This window comes from Comamonas sp. FG99 (assembly GCF_057808605.1).
In genome coordinates this window covers 10491-32035 of sequence record NZ_JBMDII010000053.1, presented here as the reverse complement: position 1 = coordinate 32035, position 21545 = coordinate 10491, and the positions used below count along the sequence as shown (strand labels likewise).

Genomic DNA, 21545 nt, shown 5'->3' with positions numbered 1-21545 from the left:
GTATCCATGACGCCGTAGATCTGAACGGACGATTGCGCGTGCACGAGCCCCCCGGCCCCCAGCAGCGCGACGAGAAGCATCGATTTTCTTGGCATGGCTTGTCTCCTTTGATATGAAATACGTTCCAGCGCTCAATTTCTTTGCGCCGCACGCGACGTAGGCATCACCAAGGCTTCGCCATCGATGACCGTAAGAGGCCCGACCTTGCACACGGTGTGCAACGCGACGCGACGCTTTTCCGGAAAGAGCTCCTTGACAGTCACCACAGCGTTCACGGTATCGCCGGGCCGCACTGGCGCCTTGAAGCGCAGGCTCTGTCCGAGGTAAATGGTTCCGGGCCCCGGCAGCCGCCCCGCGATGGCTGCAGAGATCACGCTGGCTGTCAGCATGCCGTGCGCGATACGCCCCTTGAAGACCGTGCCCTGCGCGAATTCCTCGTTGATGTGCACGGCGTTGTTGTCACCCGATGCACTGGCAAACAACACGATGTCTGCCTCGGTGATGGTTTTGGCGAAGCTGGCGCTCATGCCGACTTGAAGATCTTCAAAGTGGTATCCATGCAGTTCGTTCATATCCGCTCCCATGAAAAAAATGGTCCACGCATCCAGGCGCTGGTCTGGTGAGGCAACTTACGCAACTATCTTTTCGGGCTGCGCCGCAGAAGCCGCCGAGGTGGCAGCGCGCTGCACGGCGGGCGGGTTGCGGAAGGCCAGCTCGCGTTTGGCGCGCAAGTCCTTCGCATCGGCGATGCTCTTTTCCTTGACGTGGCCATAGCCGCGGATCTCGTCAGGCACGCTGGCCAGCGCAACCGCCGCGGCATGGTTCAGGGGCGTCAGGCTGGTGCAGATTTCATCGAGCTGCCGGATGTAGTCCTCGATCATCTGGCGTTCCTCGCGCCGCTCATGGGTCTTGCCAAACATGTCAAGCGATCCGCCGCGCAGGCCCTTGAAGCGCGCGAGCACCCCAAACGCCGTGCGCATCCACGAGCCAAACTGCTGCTTGATCAGATGCCCGGTGACAGGGTCACGCTTGGACAGCGTCGGCGGAGCGAGGTTGTACTTGACGCTATAGCCATTCGGAAACATGGTGTCGAGCTGAGCGAGGAAGCCAGGGTCGCTGTGCAGCCGTGCGACTTCATATTCATCCTTGTAGGCCATGAGCTTGTGAAGGTAGCGCACAGCCGCCTCGGCCAGCCCGCTCTTGCCGATTGCCGCACTCGACTCGGCCGTGACCACGCGCTTGATCACCTCGGCATAGCGCTTGGCGTAGCTTTCATTCTGGTAGTCGATTAGATCGGGAACCCGTACTTCCAGAAGCCGCTTGGTCTCGCCCTGCGCGCCAATGCTGTCAACGATCGCACGCGCCGCAGCGGACAGCACGGGTTTTTCAGCGCCGGGAGCGTACTTGGCGACCTCAGCCAGCACATACGCCCGGTCGACCACCGCCATGCGCCCCCAGCGAAAGGCTGCCAAGCTCTGCTCCACGCCAACCCCGGAGGCCTGGATCGCAGCCTCGATCGACTCGGCCTTGAGCGGAATCGTTCCGGCCTGGTATGCAACGCCCACCATGAAGTTGTTGGTTGCCATCGCATCGCCGAACAATCCCTCGGCAATGGCCTGGCCATCCAGATAGACGTTGTGCTGCTTGCGGGTGACGCGGTCGATACCGGCCGTCAGGTCCGCCACGACCGGGAACATCACCTTTCTGTTGGCGATCATCTGCCCAGTAGGCGTGCGTGTGGTCGACACCACAGCGATCGTGCGCTCGGGCATGCACTTGTCAAGGTTCTTCGGATCAGTCGCGTTGAGGATGTCGAACCCGAGGTACAGATCAGTACGGCCATCCGATATTTTGTTGGAGCCGTTGAACGGTTCATTGGTAATCTTGATGTCGGAGATCACCGCGCCGCCCTTCTGCGCAAGTCCGGTCTGGTCCAGGCCAATCACATGCTTGCCCTCCAGGCGCGCCGCGTTCGCCAATGTGGCAACGACCGTGACCGAGCCGGTACCCCCAATACCCATCACATGGATGCCGAAGCCGAAGCTGGCATCGACCTTGGACACCGGCGCTGGCAACTCATGCGCCAAAGCAGGAATACGCCCCTTCTTTTTTTTCTTCTTGCCATCACCTTGCTGCGGCTCGGCATGGGGCGTGATGGTCAGAAACGAAGGGCAGAAGCCCTTGACACACGAGAAGTCCTTGTTGCATGACGACTGGTGGATCCGCGTCTTGCGGCCAAATTCCGTCTGTACCGGCTCGACGCTCATGCAGTTGGACTTGACGCCGCAATCGCCGCAACCCTCGCAGACACGCTCGTTGATCACCGTGACCTCTACGGGCTCTTCCGCTTTGCCCCGGCTGCGGGCACGGCGCAGTTCCGCAGCGCACTCTTGGTCGTGCACCAGCACCGTTGTGCCTGGCACGTCGGCCAGTACGCGCTGCGCCTCATCCAGACGATCACGGTGCCAGACCTCCGTTCCACCCGGCAGGCTTGCAATCTTTTGCGGTTGATCACTGGTGACAATCACCTTCTTGACGCCGTTGGCCAGCAAGTCAGCCACCATGGACGACAACGACTCCTCCCCTTGGATCTCCTGGCCGCCCGTCATCGACGTGTGCGCATTGCGCAGCAGCTTGAAGGTGATGTTCGTGTTGGTGCTGGCGCAATAGCGGATGGCCAGGCTTCCCGAGTGGGCGTAGGTGCCGTCTCCCATGTTCTGGAAGATATGTTTGGTCTCGGTAAAGGGTGCCATGCCGATCCACTGCGTGCCTTCGGCCCCCATGTGGGTGCCCATCACGACATTGCGGTTCATCCACATCGCCATCGTGTGGCAGCCGATACCGGCCGAGACAACCGATCCCTCTGGAGCAGCCGTCGAGCTGTTGTGTGGACATCCCGAACAGAACCAGGCGGTACGCCCTGCCGTATCGACTTTGTCCCGGGCATGGATTTCATTGAGGCGCTTGAGCCAGTCTTCAGCCGACTCAATGCGCGCCTTCTGCGACAGGCGCTTGGCAAGTGCGCGCGCGATCACATCGGATTCAAATTCGCCGTAGTGCGGCAGGAGTTCCTGCTCCTGCTCGTCGAACTTGCCTACGATGCGCGGCGCATTGGCCATGCCATACAGCACGTTCTTCGCGAACATTTCGAGAAACGGCCGCTTTTCCTCAATGACGAAGATCTCCTGCAAGCCACGCGCGAAATCGCGCACGACCTGCGGCTCCATCGGGAACAGCATGCCCATCTTGAGGATCCGGATGCCATAGCGGCGCAGCGCAGCGTCGTCCAGGCCCAGCTCCAGAAAGCACTGGCGCAGATCGTTGTAGGTCTTGCCCGCCGTGATGATGCCCAGCCATGCATCCGGGTTGTCGAACACGACCTGGTTGAGCCCGTTGGCGGCCGCATAACGTTTGGCTATTTCCAGCCGCCGCGTGTATAGCGACTGCTCCATCTCCAAGGCCTCTGCACGCACATTCATGCCCAGGTTCATGTTGGGCGTGAACAGCTTGCCATCGAACGTCAGGTCTGGCGTGATGAATTTCAGGCGCGCCGGATCGACATGGGCCGTGCCGCTGCCATCGGCTACGTTGGTGACGATCTTCATCCCCACCCACAGCCCCGACAGGCGAGACATCATGTAGCCATGCAAGCCCAGGTCGAGAATCTCCTGCACGTTCGCAGGGAACAGGGAAGGCATGCCCACATGCATCAGCATCGGCTCGGACTGGCTGCACAGCGAGGAGCTCTTGCAGCTGGGGTCATCCCCCGCGATGGCGAGCACGCCACCGTTCTTACCGATGCCGGTGTAGTTCGCATGCTTGAGCGCATCTCCGCTTCGATCAACGCCCGGAGCCTTGCCGTACCACATGCCAGTGACGCCATCGAACTTCTGCTTTCCCACCGTATGCAGCATCTGCGTGCCCCATACCGCGGTCGCGGCGAGATCCTCGTTGAGACCGTCAACGAAATGGATATTGTTGGCCAGCAGCGTCTTTTCGTTCTTGAGAAGGTTCGCGTCGAGCATGCCGACTGGCGATCCCCGATAGCCCGAGACAAACATTCCGGTCTTCAGGCCCCGGCGCTGGTCCATCCGCACCTGGTCCAAGGTCAGGCGCACAATAGCCTCGATCCCTCCCAAGTGCACGACTCCATCCTCTTTGGTCAGCGCGCTCGCGGCGTCTTGCTTCGATGACATATTGACTCCTTTGTTTTAGCGACCAAGGTCCTTTGCCGATACACCGGCAATACCCCAATTGGTCTTGGGTACATCGTGGATCCAGACGCGCACGTTTTCTTTCGGCGCACCAACCGCCTCAACCAGTGCCTGGGTGACTTTTTCGATCACCTCACGCTTTTGTGCTTCGGTTCGTCCTTCGAGGATGTAAATCTGGGCGAATGGCATGGCTCTGTACGCACTTTCATTCAGTGGTTGGATCACTACGGGTTCGGCAAAGCGCAATCGCCGCATGACCCGGGCATAGAAATAGTCATGGCGCAATGCTTCATCCAGCGCCGTGAGATTGACCTGCCCCGCCGCATCGCAGGGCACCTCGATCAGCCGCTCGCTTTCGGCAAGCGGCTCATAGCGCAAGATGAATCCGGGAGCCTCGACAGGCTCAAGCGACACCGCCGTACTCCCCGCCTCTCGCTGTTAGACGAAACGCATTGACACCGTGCCGAGATCTTGGAAGCGCACGGTTACCGCATCGCCGGCCTTCACCGACACGGCCTCGGTAACCCCTCCCGTCATCACGAAGGTTCCGGCGGGGATCTCCTGTCCGCGCGCACCAAGGTGGTTGGCAAGCATCGCGACCGCCGCCAACGGATGGCCAAGCACCGCAGCACCGGCGGCCATCGTCTTCACCTCTGCGTTGATCTCCAGGACTACGCCCAAGGTGCGCAGGTCGAGCTCATCAAGATCGCGCGGCCGCCCGCCAATGACAAACCGCGACGACGATGTGTTGTCTGCAATCACGCTTTTGAGATCGAACTTGAAATCGCGGTAGCGCGAGTCGATGACTTCGACCGCAGGCACCACAAAGTCGACGGCCGCCATCACGGCGCCCACATGGCAGCCCGGGCCTCGCAAGGGCGCCTTGGTAACGATGCAGATCTCCGCCTCGACCTTGGGATGGATCAATTCGCTGAGCTTGATCTCGCCGCCGTCCGGCCGTGCCATGTAGTCGCTCACGAAGCCGAACACCGGGCTCTCCACGCCCATCTGCTTCATCTTTGCAAACGAGGTCAGTCCGCACTTGAGGCCTGCGGTGCGGTTGCCGCGAGCTTCTTTGCGGCGGCGGATCTCATCCTGGATCGCGTAGGCATCGTCCCAATCCATGTCCGGGTGCTCGTCGGTGATCTTGGTGACGTCACGCACCTCAAGCTCCGCACCCTCCAGATGCTCTGCGAGCTGCACGATGGTCTTCTTGTCTAATTTCATGGAGAAACCCCTTTTCAGATGAATCGCACCGACGTGCCACCCAGGCCGCCGACGCTGCACACGAGGCTGTCGCCGGGCTTGACGGGCACCAACGGCGATTGCGAGCCAGACAGAATGACTTCACCGGCTTTCAGCCCTATTCCCAGACGCCCAAGCGTGTTGGCCAGCCATGCCACCGCATTGACAGGCGAGCCCTGCACCGAAGCCCCGGTGCTGGTGCTGATGACTTCGCCGTTCTTCTCCAGCACCATGCCCGCCAGCGAAAGGTCGAGATGGCGTGGGCTCTTGCGCAGGCCGCCCAGCGTGAGCACGCCGCACGAGGCGTTGTCCGCCACGGTGTCCTGGATCTTGATCTTCCAGTCCCGGATCCGGGAGTCGACGATCTCGAAGCACGGCATCACGCAGTCGGTGGCGCGCAGCACATCCGCGGCCGTAACGCCCGGCCCCATCAGGTCGCGCTTGAGCATGAATGCGACCTCGGCCTCCGCCTTCGGCGCGATCATGCTGTCGCAACGGATGGCCTCGCCTTCGTTGAAAACCATGCCCGAGGTCATCTGCCCGAAGTCGGGTTGATCTACGTTGAGCATGTCCATCACCATCTTGCTCGTGACGCCGATCTTCTTGCCAATGATCTTCTCGCCGGCCTCCACGCGCCGCTGGCTCATGCGCAGCTGGATCTGATAGGCATCCTCGATCGTGATGCCCGCTTCTCGATCAGTGAGTGGATCGACCGCCCTGCGCTCGATGAGCGCGTTGTAGAGCTCGTCGCCATAGCGTTGAATCTTGTCTGTGTCCATGTTTCTTGCTTCTGTTGAATTGGAAAGGCGAGGCGCGCCGTTTCAGTACTTGACCATCACGTTGCGCAGCTCGGTATAGAACTCCAGCGAATGCAGCCCCCCCTCTCGTCCAATGCCCGATTGCTTGGCACCACCGAACGGCGTGCGCAAATCGCGCAGGAACCAGCTGTTGACCCAGCACAGCCCGACCTCGATTGCCGAGGCCAGCCGCATCGCGCGCCCGATGTCCTGGGTGTGGATCGATGTCGCCAGCCCATAGCGATTGGCGTTGACCATGTTCAACACCTCATCCTCCGTGTCGAACGGCTGTATATGGCAGCATGGCCCGAAGATCTCCTCGGTAACGACAGTCGCCGTCTCGGGCAAGCCAGTCCATATCGTCGGCTGCACCCAGCAACCGTCCTTCAGGTCGTCAGGCATGTCAGGAACCCCGCCACCGGTGATGATCGTGGCCCCCTCTTCCTTGGCCTTCTGGTACAGCCCCAGTACCTTCTTCTGGTGAATCTTGCTCACCAAGGGACCAATCTTGGTGTCCTTGTCGAATGGCCTGCCGGGCTTCATCGCCTCCGCCTGCGCCTTCAGCGCGGACACGAATTTCTCGAAGATCGGGCGCTGCACATAGACCCGTTCGGTGCCCAGGCAGACCTGCCCGGCATTTTCGAAGCACGAGCGTGTGACGGTAGCGACCGCATTGTCAAAATCGCAGTCGGCAAACACCAGGGCCGCGTTCTTTCCGCCGAGCTCCAAAGAGACCGGCCGGATTCCATCCGCCCCCGCTTTCATGATCGCCGTGCCAGTCTTGGTCTCGCCAGTGAACGTGATGCCATTGACATCCGGATGGGCCGTCAGAAAGGCCCCGGCGGAATCGACGCCGAATCCGTTGACGACGTTGTAGACCCCCTTGGGCACACCAACCTTGTTCATCACTTCACCCAACAGCGTGGCCGTGCTGGGCGTGGCCTCCGAAGGCTTGACGACCACCGTGTTGCCGCAAGCCAGCGCCGGCCCGCACTTCCAGGTCATCAGCAGCAATGGCAGATTCCAGGGACAGATGATTGCGATCACGCCGCGCGGCACGCGCACGCCATAGCTGCGCGCCGTCTTGCCATCCGGTGTGCGCATCTCGAACGACTCGGTGGACGCGTTCTTGATGGTGTCCGTGAAGATCTGGAAGTTGGCTGCCCCACGCGGAATATCAACATGCGATGCCAGGTGCGCAGGCTTGCCGGTGTCCGCGATCTCGGCCTGCAGAAAATCGTCGAATCGGTGGTTGATCTCGGCCACCAGCCCATCGAGCAAATTGCAGCGCTCAACCACCGATAGCCTTCCCCAGGGACCATGCAGCGCAGCCTTGGCGGCGGCAACGGCCGCCTCCACCTCGGGCCTGCCAGCCTCATGCACCATGCCGATCAGCGAGTTGTCGACCGGGTTGCGCTTTTCATATGTCTTACCGCTGGCGTTCTTGACATACTCGCCATTGATGAAGTTAAGAATATCTTTCATGATTGTCCTTTCATTGATCGAGACCAAGCGCGTTCAACCCCGCACGGGCACAGGCCTCGTCTTCCTGCTCCGATCCACCCGACACTCCAATGCCGCCTATGACGCGGCCTTCGTGCCGCAAGGGCAGACCACCCCCAAAGCACACCATCCGCGGACGCAGCGGCAAGCCTTGGCGAACCGCGGGCGGATGGCTCGCCAGGGCTTGTGCCCACGCACTGGTCGGCAGACCAAACCCGGCCGCGGTGTAGGCCTTGTCGATCGCAATATCGATCGAGTGCAGGAATGCGCCGGGCATACGTAGAAACGCCGCCAGATTGCCCCCTGAATCGACCACCGCAATGTTGACTTTGAGGCCAGCTTCTTCGGCCCATTTGGCTGCTGCAGCTGTCGCGGCAGCAGCGGCCTCCCAGTCAACAACCTCCTGAGTGGCTGCGATCTTCATCAGGTGAACACCGACAGGAAGGCTTGGTTGAGCTTGCGATCGTGATAGAAGATCGCCGGCCCCAGTTCGTCGTCATGCCAGGTGATCGCAGGCTTGTCCGGGTAATACGCGTAGCCGCCCGCGAAGACTTCGTTGCGGTTGCCCGAGGGATCGAAGAAGTAGATGGTCTCGCCACGCGTGATGCCGTGGCGCGTGGGCCCGATGTCGATCGAGGTCCTGTTGCGAGAGAGGATGTCGCCCGCGCGCAGCACCTGCTCCCAACTACCCAGCAGGAAGGACGCATGGTGGAATTTTCCCTTGACCGGCTGGCGGATGAAGGCCACATCATGCGCCTTGTTGGAGCACGCCAGAAATGCCCCGATCATGAACTTCTTGTCTGGCCCGGCCATTACCTGCTCGGCAATGCCAAAGCCCAGTACCTCGGTGAAGAGCTTGACCGTGCCGTCCAGATCGTCGCCATATAGCAGGCAATGGTCGAACCGGTGCGGGGCAATGCCCGAAAGACCATCCGGCCAAGGCGCAGGATGCAGGTCGGGTCCATCGGTTCCACAGTTGTTGCCAACTATCTTGCGATAAGCGTATAGCTCCATCACGTGGCCCGTGGGAATCGTGAAGCGAAAGCGCTCACCGGTCTCGGGGTGCTCGCCCTCGGGAATCCACTCGAGGTCGCTGCACAGGCCGGATTGCTCGATGTCGCCCGCCAACTGCTTGAGCGTAGCGGGGGAGTCGACTTTCCAGCCCATGTAGTCCATGCCGGCTTCATCGGCCTCGCGCAGCACCACGCTGTGGTGGTCATGCTCGTCCCAGGCCTTGAGAAAAACCCTGCCCTGGGCATCGCGCGCCACTTCCCTCAAGCCGAGTACCTCAACGTAGTGCTTCAATGCGGGCTCCATCTCAAGCACGCGCATCTGCACATGCCCCGGGCGTAGTACTCCAGTCAGCGCCATTCAGATCTCCTTGTTCGAACTGTCTTTCCGCGCCTGCATGGCGCGCGCCATTTTTCCAACCACATCCACCCGCAGATCGGTCCGCGGGTAAATCCTGCAGGCAAGCGCATAGCCTGCCTGTTCCTCTTGCGCCTCGATTACGGCGCGGCTCATCTTTTGCCTCTCTACCCGGCCTTCAAGCACTCGTACCTTGCAGACGCCACACCCTCCGTTGCGGCATCCCACGGGAATACCCTTGCGTCCGAGCTGCTCCATGCCAGCGAGCACGTTGCGGTCCTGTTTGCACTGGAAGCTCTCGCCCGTGTTGGCCACCCAGACCTGGTAGACGGCCATGTTCACTGGCGTGCCACCGAGCGCTGCAGCCCCAGCGAGTCACTGGTCTGCGAGGCCAATGTCTGTTGTTGTTCAGAGTCGGAGCGGCTGTGTTGAATGAATATCGTGGCCAATGCCGCCAGCACCGCTGGCACGGCAATCGCGAAGAAGTTCTGCTCCAGCGGCATTTGCATGCCTACCAGGACACCGATGAGGATGGGCGCGAGAATCGCGCCGCTGCGGCCAACCCCCAACATGAAGCCCACGCCCGTCGAACGTAGCGTGATCGGATAAAACTGGCCTGCGTACGCCGAGTTGACGATCTGGGTGCCGATAGTCGATGCGCCTGCCAACGCCACCACGACATACAGCCATTCCGTGTCCATCTTCTGGCCCAGCAACACGATCGATACCGCGGCTAGCAGGTACATCCCAACCAGAACCCATTTGATATGCAACTTGTCCGCAAGCCAGCCACCGCCAACGGCGCCCACGATTGCGCCAATGTTGAGCACCAGCACAAAGGTCAGCGCAGACCCGAGACTGTAGCCAGCCTGCGCCATCAGCTTGGTGAGCCACGAACTCAAGGCGTAGACCATGAACAGGCACATGAAGCAGGCAATCCAGAACATCACCGTGCTGAAGCCACGCCCATCGTGAAATAAGTGCCGGATCGGCGCGCCAGTGGGCTTATCGCCACTCGACAGGGCGAAACGGTCCCCAGGCTGCGGCACATAGTCATGGGACATGCGGGCCACGATGCCCTGCAGTTCCTGAATCCGGCCTTTCTTGATCAGGTAGGACATCGACTCCGGCATCGACTTCATGATGAACGGAATCAGCAGCACCGGCAGCGCGGCCGCGAAAAATACCGATTGCCAGCCGAAGGACTCGATCATCCCCTTGCCCAGCAACGCGGCGGTCATGCCGCCGACGGAATATCCACTGAACATCAGTGTCACCATCGTGCTACGGATCCTGCGCGGCGAGTACTCGGTCATCTGGGCGATCACGTTGGGCATCACGCCACCAATGCCGACACCAGCAAGAAAGCGGGTGGCACTGAACGCGATCGGATCGTGGGTGGTGCCTGCCAAAGCAGTGAACAGGCTAAACAGCAAGATACAGACCGAGATAGTCCAGCGCCGCCCAATCCGTTCCGAAAGGGTACCGAAGAAGATGTTCCCGAACATCATGCCGAATAGTGCCGCGCTCACCATGAAGCCAGCGCTGGTGGGCGTGACGCCCATCTCCTTCATGATCGACGGAAGCGCGATGCCGACGACCGCGAGGTCGTAGCCGTCAAACACGATGATCAGCGCACACCACAGCAGCACGATGGCATGGAGGCCATTGAAGCGGGCTTCGTCGGCCATCTTTTGCACGTCTATTTGTCGCATGGATGTCTCCTTTTTGTTCTTGTTGGTTGGTTGATCAGACGTGATAGAAGTCCAGCACCGAGTCGATGGTGTCGTTATGAATCACGACGTGCTTCTTCAGGATCACCCAGCTGAAGCCAGCCGGCCTGAGGCGGTAGGTCGCGTCGCCGTGGAAGGTAGACGTCTGGCCAAACCGATATACGTATGTCACCCACTTGGCCCTCGCTTCGAGCTGCGCGTCGGATACTTCCTGGATCGCTACGTTGCTCACAAGGTGCAGCGTGCGCGGCATCGGCGTCGATGCCGCCGACTTGCCAGTGCCGATGCGGAACACGCGGTCCTCGAGTCCGGCGCGGTTTGGGTAGTACATGAGTGACATGCCGCGCTTAGGATCGGTCGTGTAGACATGCTCCGAGTCCCATTGCGGGATGTGGAACTCCGCGTTCTCGTCGAACAACTCCAGGTAATCCACCCATTCGCGGCGATCGCACAGGTCAGCCTTGCGGTAGAGGAATTGCTCGACGCTCTTTTGCAGCTCGCCCATCATTGCTTTGCTCCTTTTGCGTTGTGGGACTTGGCCTCCAGTCCCCTGAGCAGCGATTCGCGCCAAGCGCCATGCTGGTTGGCGTAGAGCCCTTCGTGGGTCAACTCGGCGCCAGTGAGGACCGGCTGGATCCCGAGCGCCTCGGCGTTCGGCGTGCTGCCCTTGATCCACTTGTCACAGCCACGCGAGATGTCGTTCCACTTCTCCATGCGGCCCTGAAAGCCGCGTTGCGCCTCGCGGAACTCGGTAAGATCGTCGGGAGTTCCCATGCCCGAGACGTTGAAGAAGTCCTCGAACTGGCGAATGCGGTTCTCGCGATCGGCATCGGACTCACCCTTGACCCCGATGCACTGGCTCAGGATCTGGGTCTTGTTCCACGCAACCGGCCGGATGATGCGCAGCTGCGAGCTGATCTGATCCATGAAGAACAAGCTCGGATAGATGTTCAAGTTGCGCAGCCGGTGCATCATCCACTCGGCCTTCTTCTGGCCATACTCACGCACCAGGCGCGGCATCACCGTGGCGTAACCCGGGCGTACCTCCGGATTCGGCATCTCGCTGAAAAGCACGCTGTGCCCGTTCGAAAACGAGAACCAGCCATCGTCCGTGGCATCGTCGCCCGCGCCAAGCTTGCGATAGTCGAGCGTGTTACTGTCGGCCACGCCTTTCTTGGCATTGATTTCCGCTCGATGCTGCACCGTGGCTACGTAGTTGTAATGCACCGTGCTCACGTGGTAGCCGTCAAGGCCATTTTCGTTTTGCAGCTTCCAGTTGCCCGCGTAGGTATAGTGGCCCTTGCCGGGCAACACCTCAAGCTCGCCGGTAGGCGACTGCGCAACCATCAGATCGAGGAACACCTTCGCGTCTCCCAGATAGTCCTCCAGCGACACCGTGCCTTCGTTGTCGAGATTCACGAAGACGAAACCCTTGTAACTTGCAATGCGGGCCTTCTTGAGGTTTCGCGAAGTGAGGTCGAATCCCTCTGGGTATTCCGACGGAGCCTTGACCTTGAGCAGCCGGCCGTCCGAGCGGAAGGTCCATGCATGGAAGGAACAAACGAAAGTCGACTGATGACCTCGGCTCACGCGCGTCAGTGTCGCGCCGCGGTGCGCGCAGGCATTGACGAGAGCATTGAGCTCGCCGTTGCCGTCACGGGTGATGATCAGCGGCTGCCGCCCCGCCTGCATGGTCACGAAGTTGTGCGGCTTGCTGACTTCGCTCTCGTGGCAGGCATAGATCCAGTTTTTCTCGAAGATCATCTCCATCTCGAGCTCGAACAGTTCGGGCTCGGTGAACATGGCGCGCGCCACACGGTAGATGTTCTCTTCCGGGCGAAAATCCAGGCACCCTTTGACGAACTCCCGCCAATCTTCCGCTGATCTTGTATTTGACATGATGTCTCCATTGATGAAATGTTTTGCGCGCTTCAGGCATGCCGCATTGAGCGGCGCAGCACCACGGGCGCACCGTTTGCAAGCTTTTTCGTGATCCAGATGGAAAGTGCCGAATCCATGTAGTCAACATGCCCAGGAAGCCAGCAGGCAAGGGCCGTAGCAAGCTCGCGCCCAATTTGCAGGTCACCTTCTGCAACCAGCAGCTTGACTTCCCGCACCGATGCAAGCACCCGTTCGTGCTCATCGATGTGGCATTCGCGGGCAGGAAAGCTATGGCGCTCCATTAATTGGCGCTCTTCTTCAAAATGTGCTTGCACGTGCAATGCGAACGCATCGAGCGAAGCGGCAAAGCCCACATCGTCGGCTCGAAGCATTACACCCACGAGCTTCAAAAACTCCTGGTGCGACTCGTCCATGCCTCGGTGTCCGACCAGATACCGGTCGTCCCAGGCAAAGTCATCCACAACATCCATTGCCGTGTCCTACCCTTAGGAATAAAAGCTGCAAGAAAGCGAATTAGGAGACGCTGGCTGCGAACTTTTCAAACTGAAACGATGCGGACTTCACATCGACATCGCGGAGATGCTGTGCCACAGCCTCCACCATCGGAGGCGGGCCGCACAAATAGATGTCGACATCGCCATCATTGAGATGCGACGGTTCGATATGGTGGGTGACGTAGCCTTTTCTCGGCTGTACGCTATTCGCATCGACCACGCACACTGCGTAGCTGAAATTGGGAATCAAGCGTGCAAAGGCCTCAAGCTTTTCCGTTTCGACGGCATCACGATCGGTGTTGACGCCATAGATGAGATGAACGGGATGGGGACTGCCGCCTTGCGCCCCGATCTTGTCAAGCATTGCCAGGAAGGGAGCGAGCCCCGTGCCGCCAGCGAGCATGAGTATCCGCCGCTGAATCGTGCGCAGATAAAAGCTGCCAAATGGGCCTGTCATCGTCATTGAATCGCCAAGCTTCGCGCGCTGGCTGAGATAGCCACTCATCAGGCCTCCCGGTACGTTCCGAATCAGGAACGACACCGTGCTGCTTCCCGCCTGAAGCGAGCTGAATGAATAGGCCCGGTGAAGCTGGTTGGTACCGGGCACCTGCAGATTCGCATATTGGCCGGGTAAAAAAACAAGACTCTTAAGACTTTCCCCTTGTAGAGAGAGAGAGAAGGTGCTATCAGAGAGCTTTTTTACGTCGACGATCTCCGTCTCATAGCTCTCCTGCTTCGTATTACAGGCGGTTGAATAACTGGGAACTAGCAACACACAATCACTTTTCGGCCGCATTTGACAAGCAAGTGCATAGCCTGTGTCTGCTTCAGTCTTGCTTAATGCATCCTCGATATATTCACCGAGAGAATAATCTCCTGATTCAACCCGGCATTTACATGTAGAACACGCGCCCTCCCGACAGTCCATGGGAATATTGATGCCTTGCCGATAGGCTGCATCCACTATAGATTCCGCGCCACTGCATTGAATGAATCGCGTGACTCCATCCTCAAAATTGAGTGCGATGTTATAGCTCACCTATTTATCTCCACACTTTGCACAGCACATCAGGGATGAAAATCCCTGATGGCAGCGCGTCTTTAATATGGGTCAAAGTTTAGGCAGGCAACCTCATACAATCTATCCGCTATCTGCCGGAAAACAATCCAGTTCAATCCGAAATTTGCAAACACAACGCAAGGCGATTCATATGCATTCGTCGATTCAATTTTGATACAGGCAGATGGGTGTGAAAGGCCAAGCTGGCCGCCAGCGATTCGGCAGCATGTCCTCGATTCCTCTGGCGCTGTGCTTGGATTGCAGGCTTCGGAACACCCGCAAGCCAGGGGCCGAGGTGCAACAGAGGCGCCTGGAGGCTCAGGCCTATCAACGACACCTCCGTGAACTGGATCTGCGGCAATCGCGCTACGCCCCATCACTTGCTGCGTTGCGCAGTCTCGAGCATGGCTTGACTGCTACCAACTCGAAAAGCGAGTAGGTGTCGCCATGGCACGTGCAGCGTTGCACCGCCGTGCGATCAAGGGCGAGGGAAAAGTAAGCCGGGTTGGGCGGGTCGACCACGACCGGCGAATGAACCTGTGCAGCGAATGTCAATTACCTGCACAAGCAACCATCGAAAGCCGACCTGCATGAACGCCTGGCCAGAAAGGAACTTATCTCTCCGATATTTGCATCTGCATACCGCGCAATCATCCATTTTTTGCAAACAGGCGGCTATGCGAGGGTTCATGCCATTACTTCCCGCTGCAAGGTGAAATAGGGTTGCTGGCGCAAGGGGTCCACCCATGCATGGCAATACAGAAAATTCCTATACATGGAGCCCACACCATGACCCCATCGCTAAAGGGCGGGATACTCTCTCCTCTCTATCGGAATTGCATTTTCCGCTCTGATGAACGCGTGATGATGCACGATCATGTCAGCCAAGAGTTCGCCGAGCATGAGTTGCGATGGAAGAGTGGTATACCGGACGCCGCCTTCTTCAAGAGTCAGCTAAATCAGCTGAGCATCTATCTCTTGCGCTATGGTGCAGAAGTAGAAGTCACGCCACGCCCCTTCCAAAGCTTCAGCCTGGTTCATACGTCATTGGTCGGCGGTGCGGAAATCGAGTGTGATGGGCACAAGATAGCAGTCCCTGAAAGCCGGTCGGCTGTGCTCTCCCCACGTCAAAGCGTGCGGCTGCGGTGGTTTCCCGGTACGCAGCAACTGATTCTGAAAGTCCCTCACTCGTTGCTGCATGATCTTTTCGACGTCGGTATCGACGAAATCGGGGAGCTTGCTCCGGGATATCTCATTGAGCCCGGACTCAACTCGCAATGGGACTTGATCCTCCACTCCTTGCTCAATGCAGCGGGTTTGCCACCCGACGCAAGTCTGGACAAGGCCTGGATCGATCATTTCGAGCGCAACGTGGCATTGTTTCTATTGACCCACCAGCCTGAGGCTGGACGAATTCTGCAGATGAGGCGTGGCACGGTTTCGCTGAAACCAGTCTCTGCCACGGAGGCACTCTTGCAGACTGGTGATTCGCGTCGGATGAACGCGATCCTCGAATACATGGATTCGCGTCTCGGCGCCCCACTCTCACTAGACGACATTGCCAACGCAGCCGGTGTGAGTACCCGAACGATCAATTGGCTCTGCAAACGACATCATGGAGTGCCCCCCATGGAACTGTTGCGCAACATGCGACTGGATGCGGTGCGCGCACGCCTGCTTGCTCAACCAGACCTCGGTGTCACCGAAACGGCACTGACTTTCGGCTTCGGCCATCTGGGACGCTTTTCCGCCTATTACTTCGACCGCTTCGGCGAACTCCCCCGTGAAACACAGTCCAAGCCGGAATAGGCATTCCCATGGCCTGCCGCCAGGCTACGGGGATCGAGATCAACCCGCCAAGAAGCAGGATGCGCAAGATGACCGCTGCAGGTCAGGCAATCCTGAGTGCACGGCAGCAAGCCTTGGTGCGCCGAGCGGACAGGATGGAATTCGCTGCCAAGTCCTGAATACGGCGTCGTACTCGCACCGCCGCAGGCGCTCGTCATTGAACAATTTCTTCACACGCCTCCATCACGAGGCAATCCGCTAGTGCGGCAGCCAATTCAAGATGGCATCGATGGCCGAATACGCCATGAGTACTTGAGTGAATGGCAAGAGGGACTCCTCTTTTTTCACTCACAGGACATCAATATCTCATTGCTATTGATGATAGACTTTTCATAGTCAGTTATTTCACGCAAGGGTGGCGTATGGCGCACCCAACCGGCCTCTTTCCCCCATTCCCCCAAAGGATCATCCATGCCCGACGTCTCCGTGTCCGCAGCCAACACCGCGCCCTCCGCCGATTGGCGTAACGACCCCAGCCTGAACGAGAAATGGAAATTCCGCTTCGACTTCTTCGAGAAGTATGGCGTGCCCGGCATGGGCCCAGCCAACGCAAAGCTCAAGGAAGGCTTCAAGAGCCTGAGCTTCGGCCAGCGTGTGAAGGTGAACATGAATTTCTTCGCCTTCTTCTTCTCATTCATCTACTTCGGGCTTTTTCTCAAAATGTGGCGCCAGGCGCTGATAGCCATTGGCATCATCGTAGTGGCCAATATCATCGTGGCGCTGGTTCCCCTCCCCGGTCTTGATCGGGGGCTCGCCATGGGTCTTGGCGTTGTCTTCGGTCAACGCGCCAATGCGCTGTACTACCTCAAGCGCACGCAGGGAGACATCGGCTGGAAGTTCTTCTGATGCGGCGCGCCATTGCGGCCTGCCTTGCAGTGTTGGCGCTGGCCTGGGCCGGCGCTGCTCTTGCCGTGGCGGAGTTGCCCGAGCGAGGCGGAAATGGTGCCAGCGTGCGCTTTCCCGGCCCAGAAAGCGCGGTTCAGCAACTCGCCCCCGAGACTGGGGAATCTGCATACTGGCGACAACTTGCGCCCACGCCACAGGACCCTGACCGTGCCGTGGCCTTCGCGGCCCTTCACCCGGTCTGGTGGTTGCGCCCAGTCATGTGGATGGGCCCTGAGGCCATATTGCTGCAAGGGAGCGAACGCACTCTGGAGCGCCTTTTGGAGGCTTACCAAGGAGTGAGTGAAGTCGAGAGCGACATGTCTCTGGTTCACATCAACGGTTGGCCAGGCCTGGAAGTAACTCTGGAGCGCCTCGACATGCAGCACCGGGTGTTGCGTGCGGACGGACAGCCGGCGCTCATGGCAAACCGACGATACGTTCGCACGCTACTGCTGTGGACAGGCAAGGCGTATGTCGTGGCTTCGGTGGGTGGTAGCCGCCCGGTGGCGCCCAACGACCCGTTTCTATCGACCCTCACCACCGCAGTGCCCGGCGTGCCCGGAGACCCGGAGCAGCAATGGGACACCCTATGCACCGTGGGCGGCATGCTCTTGATCGGGCTGCCGATCCTGCTGCTCATTGCGATCATTTACGGCGTGGACAAGGCCATCAAGCGCCGCCAGCGGCACGCCCACGCGACCGACGGCATCAAGGCCTGATATCTGGCGCAAGGCGCGGATGGGCTCTTCATCGACAATAATGTGCTTCCCAGCCTGCAATACTTTTGCCTTCGCGCATCGAAGCTCATGCCACTTCCGTTCGGCGTAGGTTTTCCGCAATTCAATTCCGGCTTGGCGTAGGTCCACAGCAAATTACCCGTAACAACCTACGCCACTGATTGAAGCGCACAGGGGTTTTGGCGACTACCTGGCAGGCTGTATTTTTAAACAGCAGTTTATTCAAGTGATTGATTTTGAACAAAGAAATGAGTGAATCCGATAAAAATCAAACACTTAGCCGGGAGCGCGCAGCAAATCACACGCCCATGATGCAGCAATACCTCGCTGCCAAGGCCGACCACCCCGCCACCTTGCTGTTCTACCGCATGGGGGATTTCTACGAGCTGTTCTACGACGATGCCGAAAAGGCCGCGCGGCTGCTCAACATCACGCTCACCCAGCGCGGCCAGTCGGCCGGCAAGCCGATACCGATGGCGGGCGTGCCCTTCCATGCGCTCGAAGGCTACCTGGGCAAGCTGATCAAGCTGGGCGAGTCGGTGGCCATCTGCGAGCAGGTGGGCGAGGTGGGCGCGGGCAAGGGGCCGGTGGAGCGCAAGGTGGTGCGCGTCGTCACACCCGGCACGGTGACCGACACCGAGCTGATGAGCGACAAGTCCGAGTCCATGCTGCTGGCGCTGCACCAGGGTAGCCGCGCGCGCTGCGGGCTGGCCTGGCTGAGCGTGACCCAGGGCCGCATCTACCTGGCCGAATGCCTGCAGGAGGATCTGGCCGGCTGGCTCGCGCGCATCGCGCCCAGCGAGATCGCCTACAGCGCCGGCGCCAGCCAGCGCTTCGAGCAGGAGCTGCACCAGCTGCGCACGCAAGGCCTATTCCAGTGCCCGCTGTCGCTGCGCCCCGACTGGCAGTTCGACGACAAGCTGGGCGAGCGCAAGCTGCGCGAGCAACTCGGCGCGCTCACGCTCAACGCCTGGAACGCGCAGGACCTCCAGCTCGCCCATGCCGCGGCCGCCGCGCTGCTGAGCTATGCCGAGCACACCCAGGGCCGCGCGCTGCCGCATGTGCAGAGCATCCGGGTGGTGCAGGTCGATGCGCTCATCAATCTGCCGCCGGCCACGCGCCGCAATCTCGAGCTGGTCAAGACCCTGCGCGGCGACGACAGCCCCACGCTGTTCTCGCTGCTCGACACCTGCCAGACCGGCATGGGCAGCCGGCTGATGAAGAGCTGGCTGCTGGAGCCCAGCCGCGAGCGGCGCGACGCGATGGAGCGGCTCGAGGCGGTGACCGCCCTGCGCGGCAATACCGGCGCCGGCGCCAGCAGCCGTACGGCCGCGCCCTGGCAGCTGTTTCGCACCGAGCTCAAGGGCGTGGCCGATGTGGAGCGCATCACCGCCCGCATCGCGCTGCGCCAGGTGCGCCCGCGCGAGCTGCTGGCGCTGGGCAAGACGCTGGAGAAAGCCGAGCAGCTGGCGCGCAACCGCGCCGCGCCGGCGCCGCTGCTGACCGAGATCTTCCAGCACCTGGCGCCGCCGGCCGCCGCGCAGCAGCTGCTGGCCGCCGCGATCGACGAGGAGCCGGCCGCGCTGGTGCGCGACGGCGGCGTGATCGCCAGCGGCTTCGATGCCGAGCTGGACGAGCTGCGCGGCATCCAGAACAACTGCGACAGCTTCCTGCTGGAGCTGGAGACGCGCGAGAAGGCGCGCACCGGCATTCCCAACCTGCGCGTGCAGTTCAACAAGGTGCACGGCTTCTATATCGAGGTCACCAGCAGCTACACCGGCCGCGTGCCCGACGACTACCGCCGCCGCCAGACGCTGAAGAACGCCGAGCGCTACATCACCCCCGAGCTCAAGGCCTTCGAGGACAAGGCCCTGTCGGCGCAGGAGCGCGCGCTGCAGCGCGAGAAGTGGCTGTACGAGCAGCTGCTCGACGAGCTGCAACCGCATGTGCCCACCCTCGGCCGCCTGGCGCATTCGATCGCCGCGCTCGACGTGCTGTGCGCGCTGGCCGAACGCTCGCTCACGCTGAACTGGTGCGCGCCGCAGTTCGTGCCCGAGCCCTGCATCGACATCGACAACGGCCGCCATCCGGTGGTCGAGGCGCGGCTGGCCGAGACCTCGAACGCCTCTTTCATCGCCAACCACACGCGGCTGTCCACGCAGCAGCGGCTGCAGATCATCACCGGCCCCAACATGGGCGGCAAATCGACCTACATGCGCCAGGTGGCGCTGATCGCGCTGCTCGCCAGCATGGGCAGCTACGTGCCGGCCAGCCGCTGCCGGCTGGGGCCGATCGACGCCATCCACACCCGCATCGGCGCGGCCGACGATCTGGCCAACGCGCAGTCGACCTTCATGATGGAGATGACCGAGGCCGCGCAGATCCTGCATGCCGCCACGCCCTACAGCCTGGTGCTGATGGACGAGATCGGCCGCGGCACCAGCACCTTCGACGGGCTGGCGCTGGCCAGCGGCATCGCCACCCACCTGCACGACAAGACGCGCGCGCTCACGCTGTTCGCCACCCACTACTTCGAGCTGACCGAGCTGCCCGCGCGCGCGCGCCATGCCATCAACATGCATGTGACCGCGGCCGAGGCCGGCGCCGACATCGTTTTCCTGCACGAGCTGCAGCCCGGGCCCGCCAGCCGCAGCTATGGCATCCAGGTGGCCAAGCTGGCGGGCATGCCCACGCCGGTGCTCACGCATGCGCGCCAGGCGCTGAGCGCGCTGGAAGAGCGCCAGCAGGCCTCGCAGGCGCAGGTCGACCTGTTCGCCGAGCCCGCCAGCAGCGAGATTCCCGCCACGCCCAGCGCCGTCGAGGCCCAGCTGCGCGAGCTGCAACCCGATACACTCACGCCCCGTGATGCACTGGATGTGCTCTATTCCCTGAAACGACTCGCCGAAAAATCATGACCTACTGTGTCGCCATCAAGCTCGATGCCGGGCTGGTGTTCCTCTCCGACTCCCGCACCAACGCGGGGCTCGACCATATCAGCACCTTCCGCAAGATGATGGTCTACGAAAAGGCCGGCGAGCGCTTCATGGTGCTGCTGTCGGCGGGCAACCTGTCGATCTCCCAATCGGTGCGCGAGATCCTGCAGACCGAGCAGATCCCCGACGAGGCAGGCGGCCCGCCGATCAGCATCTGGAACGCCAAGAGCATGTTCGACGCCGCGCGCGTGCTGGGCAGCGCGGTGCGCCACATCCAGCAGCGCGACGGCGAGGCGCTGGCCCGCAGCGGCGTGGAGTTCAACTGCAGCATGCTCTTTGGCGGCCAGATCGCCGGCGAAGGCGTGCGGCTGTTCCAGGTGTACTCGGCCGGCAACTTCATCGAGGCCACGGCCGAGACGCCCTACTTCCAGATCGGCGAGGCCAAGTACGGCAAGCCGGTGCTCGACCGCGTGCTCACCCCGGCCACCCCGCTGGCCGAGGCCGCCAAGTGCGCGCTGGTGTCGATGGACAGCACCCTCAAATCCAACCTCTCGGTGGGCCTGCCGCTGGACCTGGCGGTCTACCAGACGAATGCGCTACGCTGCGACCAGATCGCCTGCATCGACGAGAACAACGACTACTTCCGCATGGTGCACAGCGTGTGGGGCGGCAAGCTGCGCGAGGCCTTCGACAGCATCGACGACCCACGCTGGGGCCAGGCCAGCGGCCCCATGTCGATCCAGCCGGGCGACAGCACGGCGCGCCCCATCAAGAAGATCACCGATCCGCAGGTGATGCTGTAGCGCCTGGGAACGCCTGCAAGCGT

20 protein-coding genes are annotated in these 21545 nt (G+C 60.7%); 5 read left to right on the top strand and 15 right to left on the bottom strand.

Annotation, left to right across the window (positions count from 1 at the left end; genetic code table 11):
* Positions 1–131: 131 nt before the first annotated feature.
* From ACODRX_RS23880 to benC, 14 genes are all read right to left on the bottom strand, one after another.
* On the bottom strand, positions 132–572 hold the full coding sequence (locus ACODRX_RS23880; protein WP_488874036.1) for a MaoC family dehydratase: 441 nt from the start codon (positions 570–572) through the stop codon (positions 132–134).
* A gap of 57 nt (positions 573–629) precedes the next feature.
* Positions 630–4196: an indolepyruvate ferredoxin oxidoreductase family protein gene (locus tag ACODRX_RS23875; protein WP_488874035.1), complete on the bottom strand. Its 3567-nt coding sequence runs from the start codon at positions 4194–4196 to the stop codon at positions 630–632.
* A gap of 15 nt (positions 4197–4211) precedes the next feature.
* A complete protein-coding gene (gene thmT / locus ACODRX_RS23870) occupies positions 4212–4403 on the bottom strand; it encodes a 2-hydroxymuconate tautomerase (RefSeq protein ID WP_488874037.1) in 192 nt (63 codons plus the stop codon).
* A gap of 249 nt (positions 4404–4652) precedes the next feature.
* Complete coding sequence (gene dmpH, locus ACODRX_RS23865; protein ID WP_488874034.1) at positions 4653–5441, bottom strand: 2-oxo-3-hexenedioate decarboxylase; 789 nt, start codon at positions 5439–5441, stop codon at positions 4653–4655.
* 14 nt (positions 5442–5455) lie between these two features.
* Positions 5456–6238: a 2-oxopent-4-enoate hydratase gene (gene dmpE / locus ACODRX_RS23860; RefSeq protein ID WP_488874033.1), complete on the bottom strand. Its 783-nt coding sequence runs from the start codon at positions 6236–6238 to the stop codon at positions 5456–5458.
* Between the two features lie 42 nt (positions 6239–6280).
* Entirely contained in the window at positions 6281–7741 is a 1461-nt protein-coding gene (locus ACODRX_RS23855) for a 2-hydroxymuconic semialdehyde dehydrogenase (protein ID WP_488874032.1), read from the bottom strand.
* 10 nt (positions 7742–7751) lie between these two features.
* On the bottom strand, positions 7752–8183 hold the full coding sequence (locus ACODRX_RS23850) for a GlcG/HbpS family heme-binding protein (RefSeq protein ID WP_488874031.1): 432 nt from the start codon (positions 8181–8183) through the stop codon (positions 7752–7754).
* Positions 8183–9130 (bottom strand): catechol 2,3-dioxygenase, encoded by a 948-nt coding sequence (locus ACODRX_RS23845; protein WP_488874030.1) that lies wholly within the window; start codon positions 9128–9130, stop codon positions 8183–8185. The genes ACODRX_RS23850 and ACODRX_RS23845 overlap by 1 nt, the downstream gene beginning before the upstream one ends.
* A complete protein-coding gene (locus ACODRX_RS23840) occupies positions 9131–9463 on the bottom strand; it encodes a 2Fe-2S iron-sulfur cluster-binding protein (protein ID WP_488874029.1) in 333 nt (110 codons plus the stop codon).
* Between the two features lie 2 nt (positions 9464–9465).
* A complete protein-coding gene (locus ACODRX_RS23835; protein ID WP_488874028.1) occupies positions 9466–10842 on the bottom strand; it encodes an MFS transporter in 1377 nt (458 codons plus the stop codon).
* 34 nt (positions 10843–10876) lie between these two features.
* Complete coding sequence (antB, locus tag ACODRX_RS23830) at positions 10877–11368, bottom strand: anthranilate 1,2-dioxygenase small subunit (protein WP_488874027.1); 492 nt, start codon at positions 11366–11368, stop codon at positions 10877–10879.
* A complete protein-coding gene (antA, locus tag ACODRX_RS23825; RefSeq protein ID WP_488874026.1) occupies positions 11365–12759 on the bottom strand; it encodes an anthranilate 1,2-dioxygenase large subunit in 1395 nt (464 codons plus the stop codon). Before antA ends, antB begins: the two co-directional genes overlap by 4 nt.
* 32 nt (positions 12760–12791) lie before the next feature.
* Positions 12792–13232, bottom strand: a complete 441-nt coding sequence (locus ACODRX_RS23820) for a bacteriohemerythrin (protein ID WP_488874025.1) — start codon at positions 13230–13232, stop codon at positions 12792–12794.
* Positions 13233–13275: 43 nt separating this feature from the next.
* Entirely contained in the window at positions 13276–14295 is a 1020-nt protein-coding gene (gene benC, locus ACODRX_RS23815) for a benzoate 1,2-dioxygenase electron transfer component BenC (RefSeq protein ID WP_488874024.1), read from the bottom strand.
* An 810-nt stretch (positions 14296–15105) separates the two neighbouring features.
* On the opposite strand from benC, the gene ACODRX_RS23810 reads away from it, so the two are divergent.
* Positions 15106–16125 (top strand): AraC family transcriptional regulator, encoded by a 1020-nt coding sequence (locus tag ACODRX_RS23810; RefSeq protein ID WP_488874023.1) that lies wholly within the window; start codon positions 15106–15108, stop codon positions 16123–16125.
* Between the two features lie 323 nt (positions 16126–16448).
* Here ACODRX_RS23810 and ACODRX_RS23805 read toward each other — a convergent pair whose 3' ends face one another.
* Positions 16449–16577, bottom strand: a complete 129-nt coding sequence (locus ACODRX_RS23805; protein ID WP_488874022.1) for a hypothetical protein — start codon at positions 16575–16577, stop codon at positions 16449–16451.
* Here ACODRX_RS23805 and ACODRX_RS23800 point away from each other — a divergent pair.
* The 4 genes from ACODRX_RS23800 (at position 16576) to ACODRX_RS23785 (ending at position 21522) form a co-directional block, all read left to right on the top strand.
* The gene (locus ACODRX_RS23800) at positions 16576–17010 is read left to right on the top strand and encodes a DUF2628 domain-containing protein (RefSeq protein ID WP_488874021.1); all 435 of its coding nucleotides are present in this window, start codon (positions 16576–16578) and stop codon (positions 17008–17010) included. The two genes, ACODRX_RS23805 and ACODRX_RS23800, sit on opposite strands and share 2 nt — an antisense overlap.
* A complete protein-coding gene (locus ACODRX_RS23795; RefSeq protein ID WP_488874020.1) occupies positions 17010–17768 on the top strand; it encodes a hypothetical protein in 759 nt (252 codons plus the stop codon). The genes ACODRX_RS23800 and ACODRX_RS23795 overlap by 1 nt, the downstream gene beginning before the upstream one ends.
* Positions 17769–18034: 266 nt before the next feature.
* Positions 18035–20701: a DNA mismatch repair protein MutS gene (mutS, locus tag ACODRX_RS23790; RefSeq protein ID WP_488874019.1), complete on the top strand. Its 2667-nt coding sequence runs from the start codon at positions 18035–18037 to the stop codon at positions 20699–20701.
* Positions 20698–21522, top strand: a complete 825-nt coding sequence (locus ACODRX_RS23785; protein ID WP_488874018.1) for a proteasome-type protease — start codon at positions 20698–20700, stop codon at positions 21520–21522. Before mutS ends, ACODRX_RS23785 begins: the two co-directional genes overlap by 4 nt.
* The last annotated feature ends 23 nt before the right edge of the window (positions 21523–21545 follow it).

What these genes read in the sequence shown, in the direction of transcription:
- ACODRX_RS23880 (WP_488874036.1), bottom strand. Translation starts at nt 572, where the DNA reads ATGAACGAACTGCATGGATACCACTTTGAAGATCTTCAAGTCGGCATG.
- ACODRX_RS23875 (WP_488874035.1), bottom strand. Translation starts at nt 4,196, where the DNA reads ATGTCATCGAAGCAAGACGCCGCGAGCGCGCTGACCAAAGAGGATGGA.
- thmT (WP_488874037.1), bottom strand. Translation starts at nt 4,403, where the DNA reads ATGCCATTCGCCCAGATTTACATCCTCGAAGGACGAACCGAAGCACAA.
- dmpH (WP_488874034.1), bottom strand. Translation starts at nt 5,441, where the DNA reads ATGAAATTAGACAAGAAGACCATCGTGCAGCTCGCAGAGCATCTGGAG.
- dmpE (WP_488874033.1), bottom strand. Translation starts at nt 6,238, where the DNA reads ATGGACACAGACAAGATTCAACGCTATGGCGACGAGCTCTACAACGCG.
- ACODRX_RS23855 (WP_488874032.1), bottom strand. Translation starts at nt 7,741, where the DNA reads ATGAAAGATATTCTTAACTTCATCAATGGCGAGTATGTCAAGAACGCC.
- ACODRX_RS23850 (WP_488874031.1), bottom strand. Translation starts at nt 8,183, where the DNA reads ATGAAGATCGCAGCCACTCAGGAGGTTGTTGACTGGGAGGCCGCTGCT.
- ACODRX_RS23845 (WP_488874030.1), bottom strand. Translation starts at nt 9,130, where the DNA reads ATGGCGCTGACTGGAGTACTACGCCCGGGGCATGTGCAGATGCGCGTG.
- ACODRX_RS23840 (WP_488874029.1), bottom strand. Translation starts at nt 9,463, where the DNA reads ATGGCCGTCTACCAGGTCTGGGTGGCCAACACGGGCGAGAGCTTCCAG.
- ACODRX_RS23835 (WP_488874028.1), bottom strand. Translation starts at nt 10,842, where the DNA reads ATGCGACAAATAGACGTGCAAAAGATGGCCGACGAAGCCCGCTTCAAT.
- antB (WP_488874027.1), bottom strand. Translation starts at nt 11,368, where the DNA reads ATGATGGGCGAGCTGCAAAAGAGCGTCGAGCAATTCCTCTACCGCAAG.
- antA (WP_488874026.1), bottom strand. Translation starts at nt 12,759, where the DNA reads ATGTCAAATACAAGATCAGCGGAAGATTGGCGGGAGTTCGTCAAAGGG.
- ACODRX_RS23820 (WP_488874025.1), bottom strand. Translation starts at nt 13,232, where the DNA reads ATGGATGTTGTGGATGACTTTGCCTGGGACGACCGGTATCTGGTCGGA.
- ACODRX_RS23810 (WP_488874023.1), top strand. Translation starts at nt 15,106, where the DNA reads ATGACCCCATCGCTAAAGGGCGGGATACTCTCTCCTCTCTATCGGAAT.
- ACODRX_RS23800 (WP_488874021.1), top strand. Translation starts at nt 16,576, where the DNA reads ATGCCCGACGTCTCCGTGTCCGCAGCCAACACCGCGCCCTCCGCCGAT.
- ACODRX_RS23805 (WP_488874022.1), bottom strand. Translation starts at nt 16,577, where the DNA reads ATGGATGATCCTTTGGGGGAATGGGGGAAAGAGGCCGGTTGGGTGCGC.
- ACODRX_RS23795 (WP_488874020.1), top strand. Translation starts at nt 17,010, where the DNA reads ATGCGGCGCGCCATTGCGGCCTGCCTTGCAGTGTTGGCGCTGGCCTGG.
- mutS (WP_488874019.1), top strand. Translation starts at nt 18,035, where the DNA reads ATGAGTGAATCCGATAAAAATCAAACACTTAGCCGGGAGCGCGCAGCA.
- ACODRX_RS23785 (WP_488874018.1), top strand. Translation starts at nt 20,698, where the DNA reads ATGACCTACTGTGTCGCCATCAAGCTCGATGCCGGGCTGGTGTTCCTC.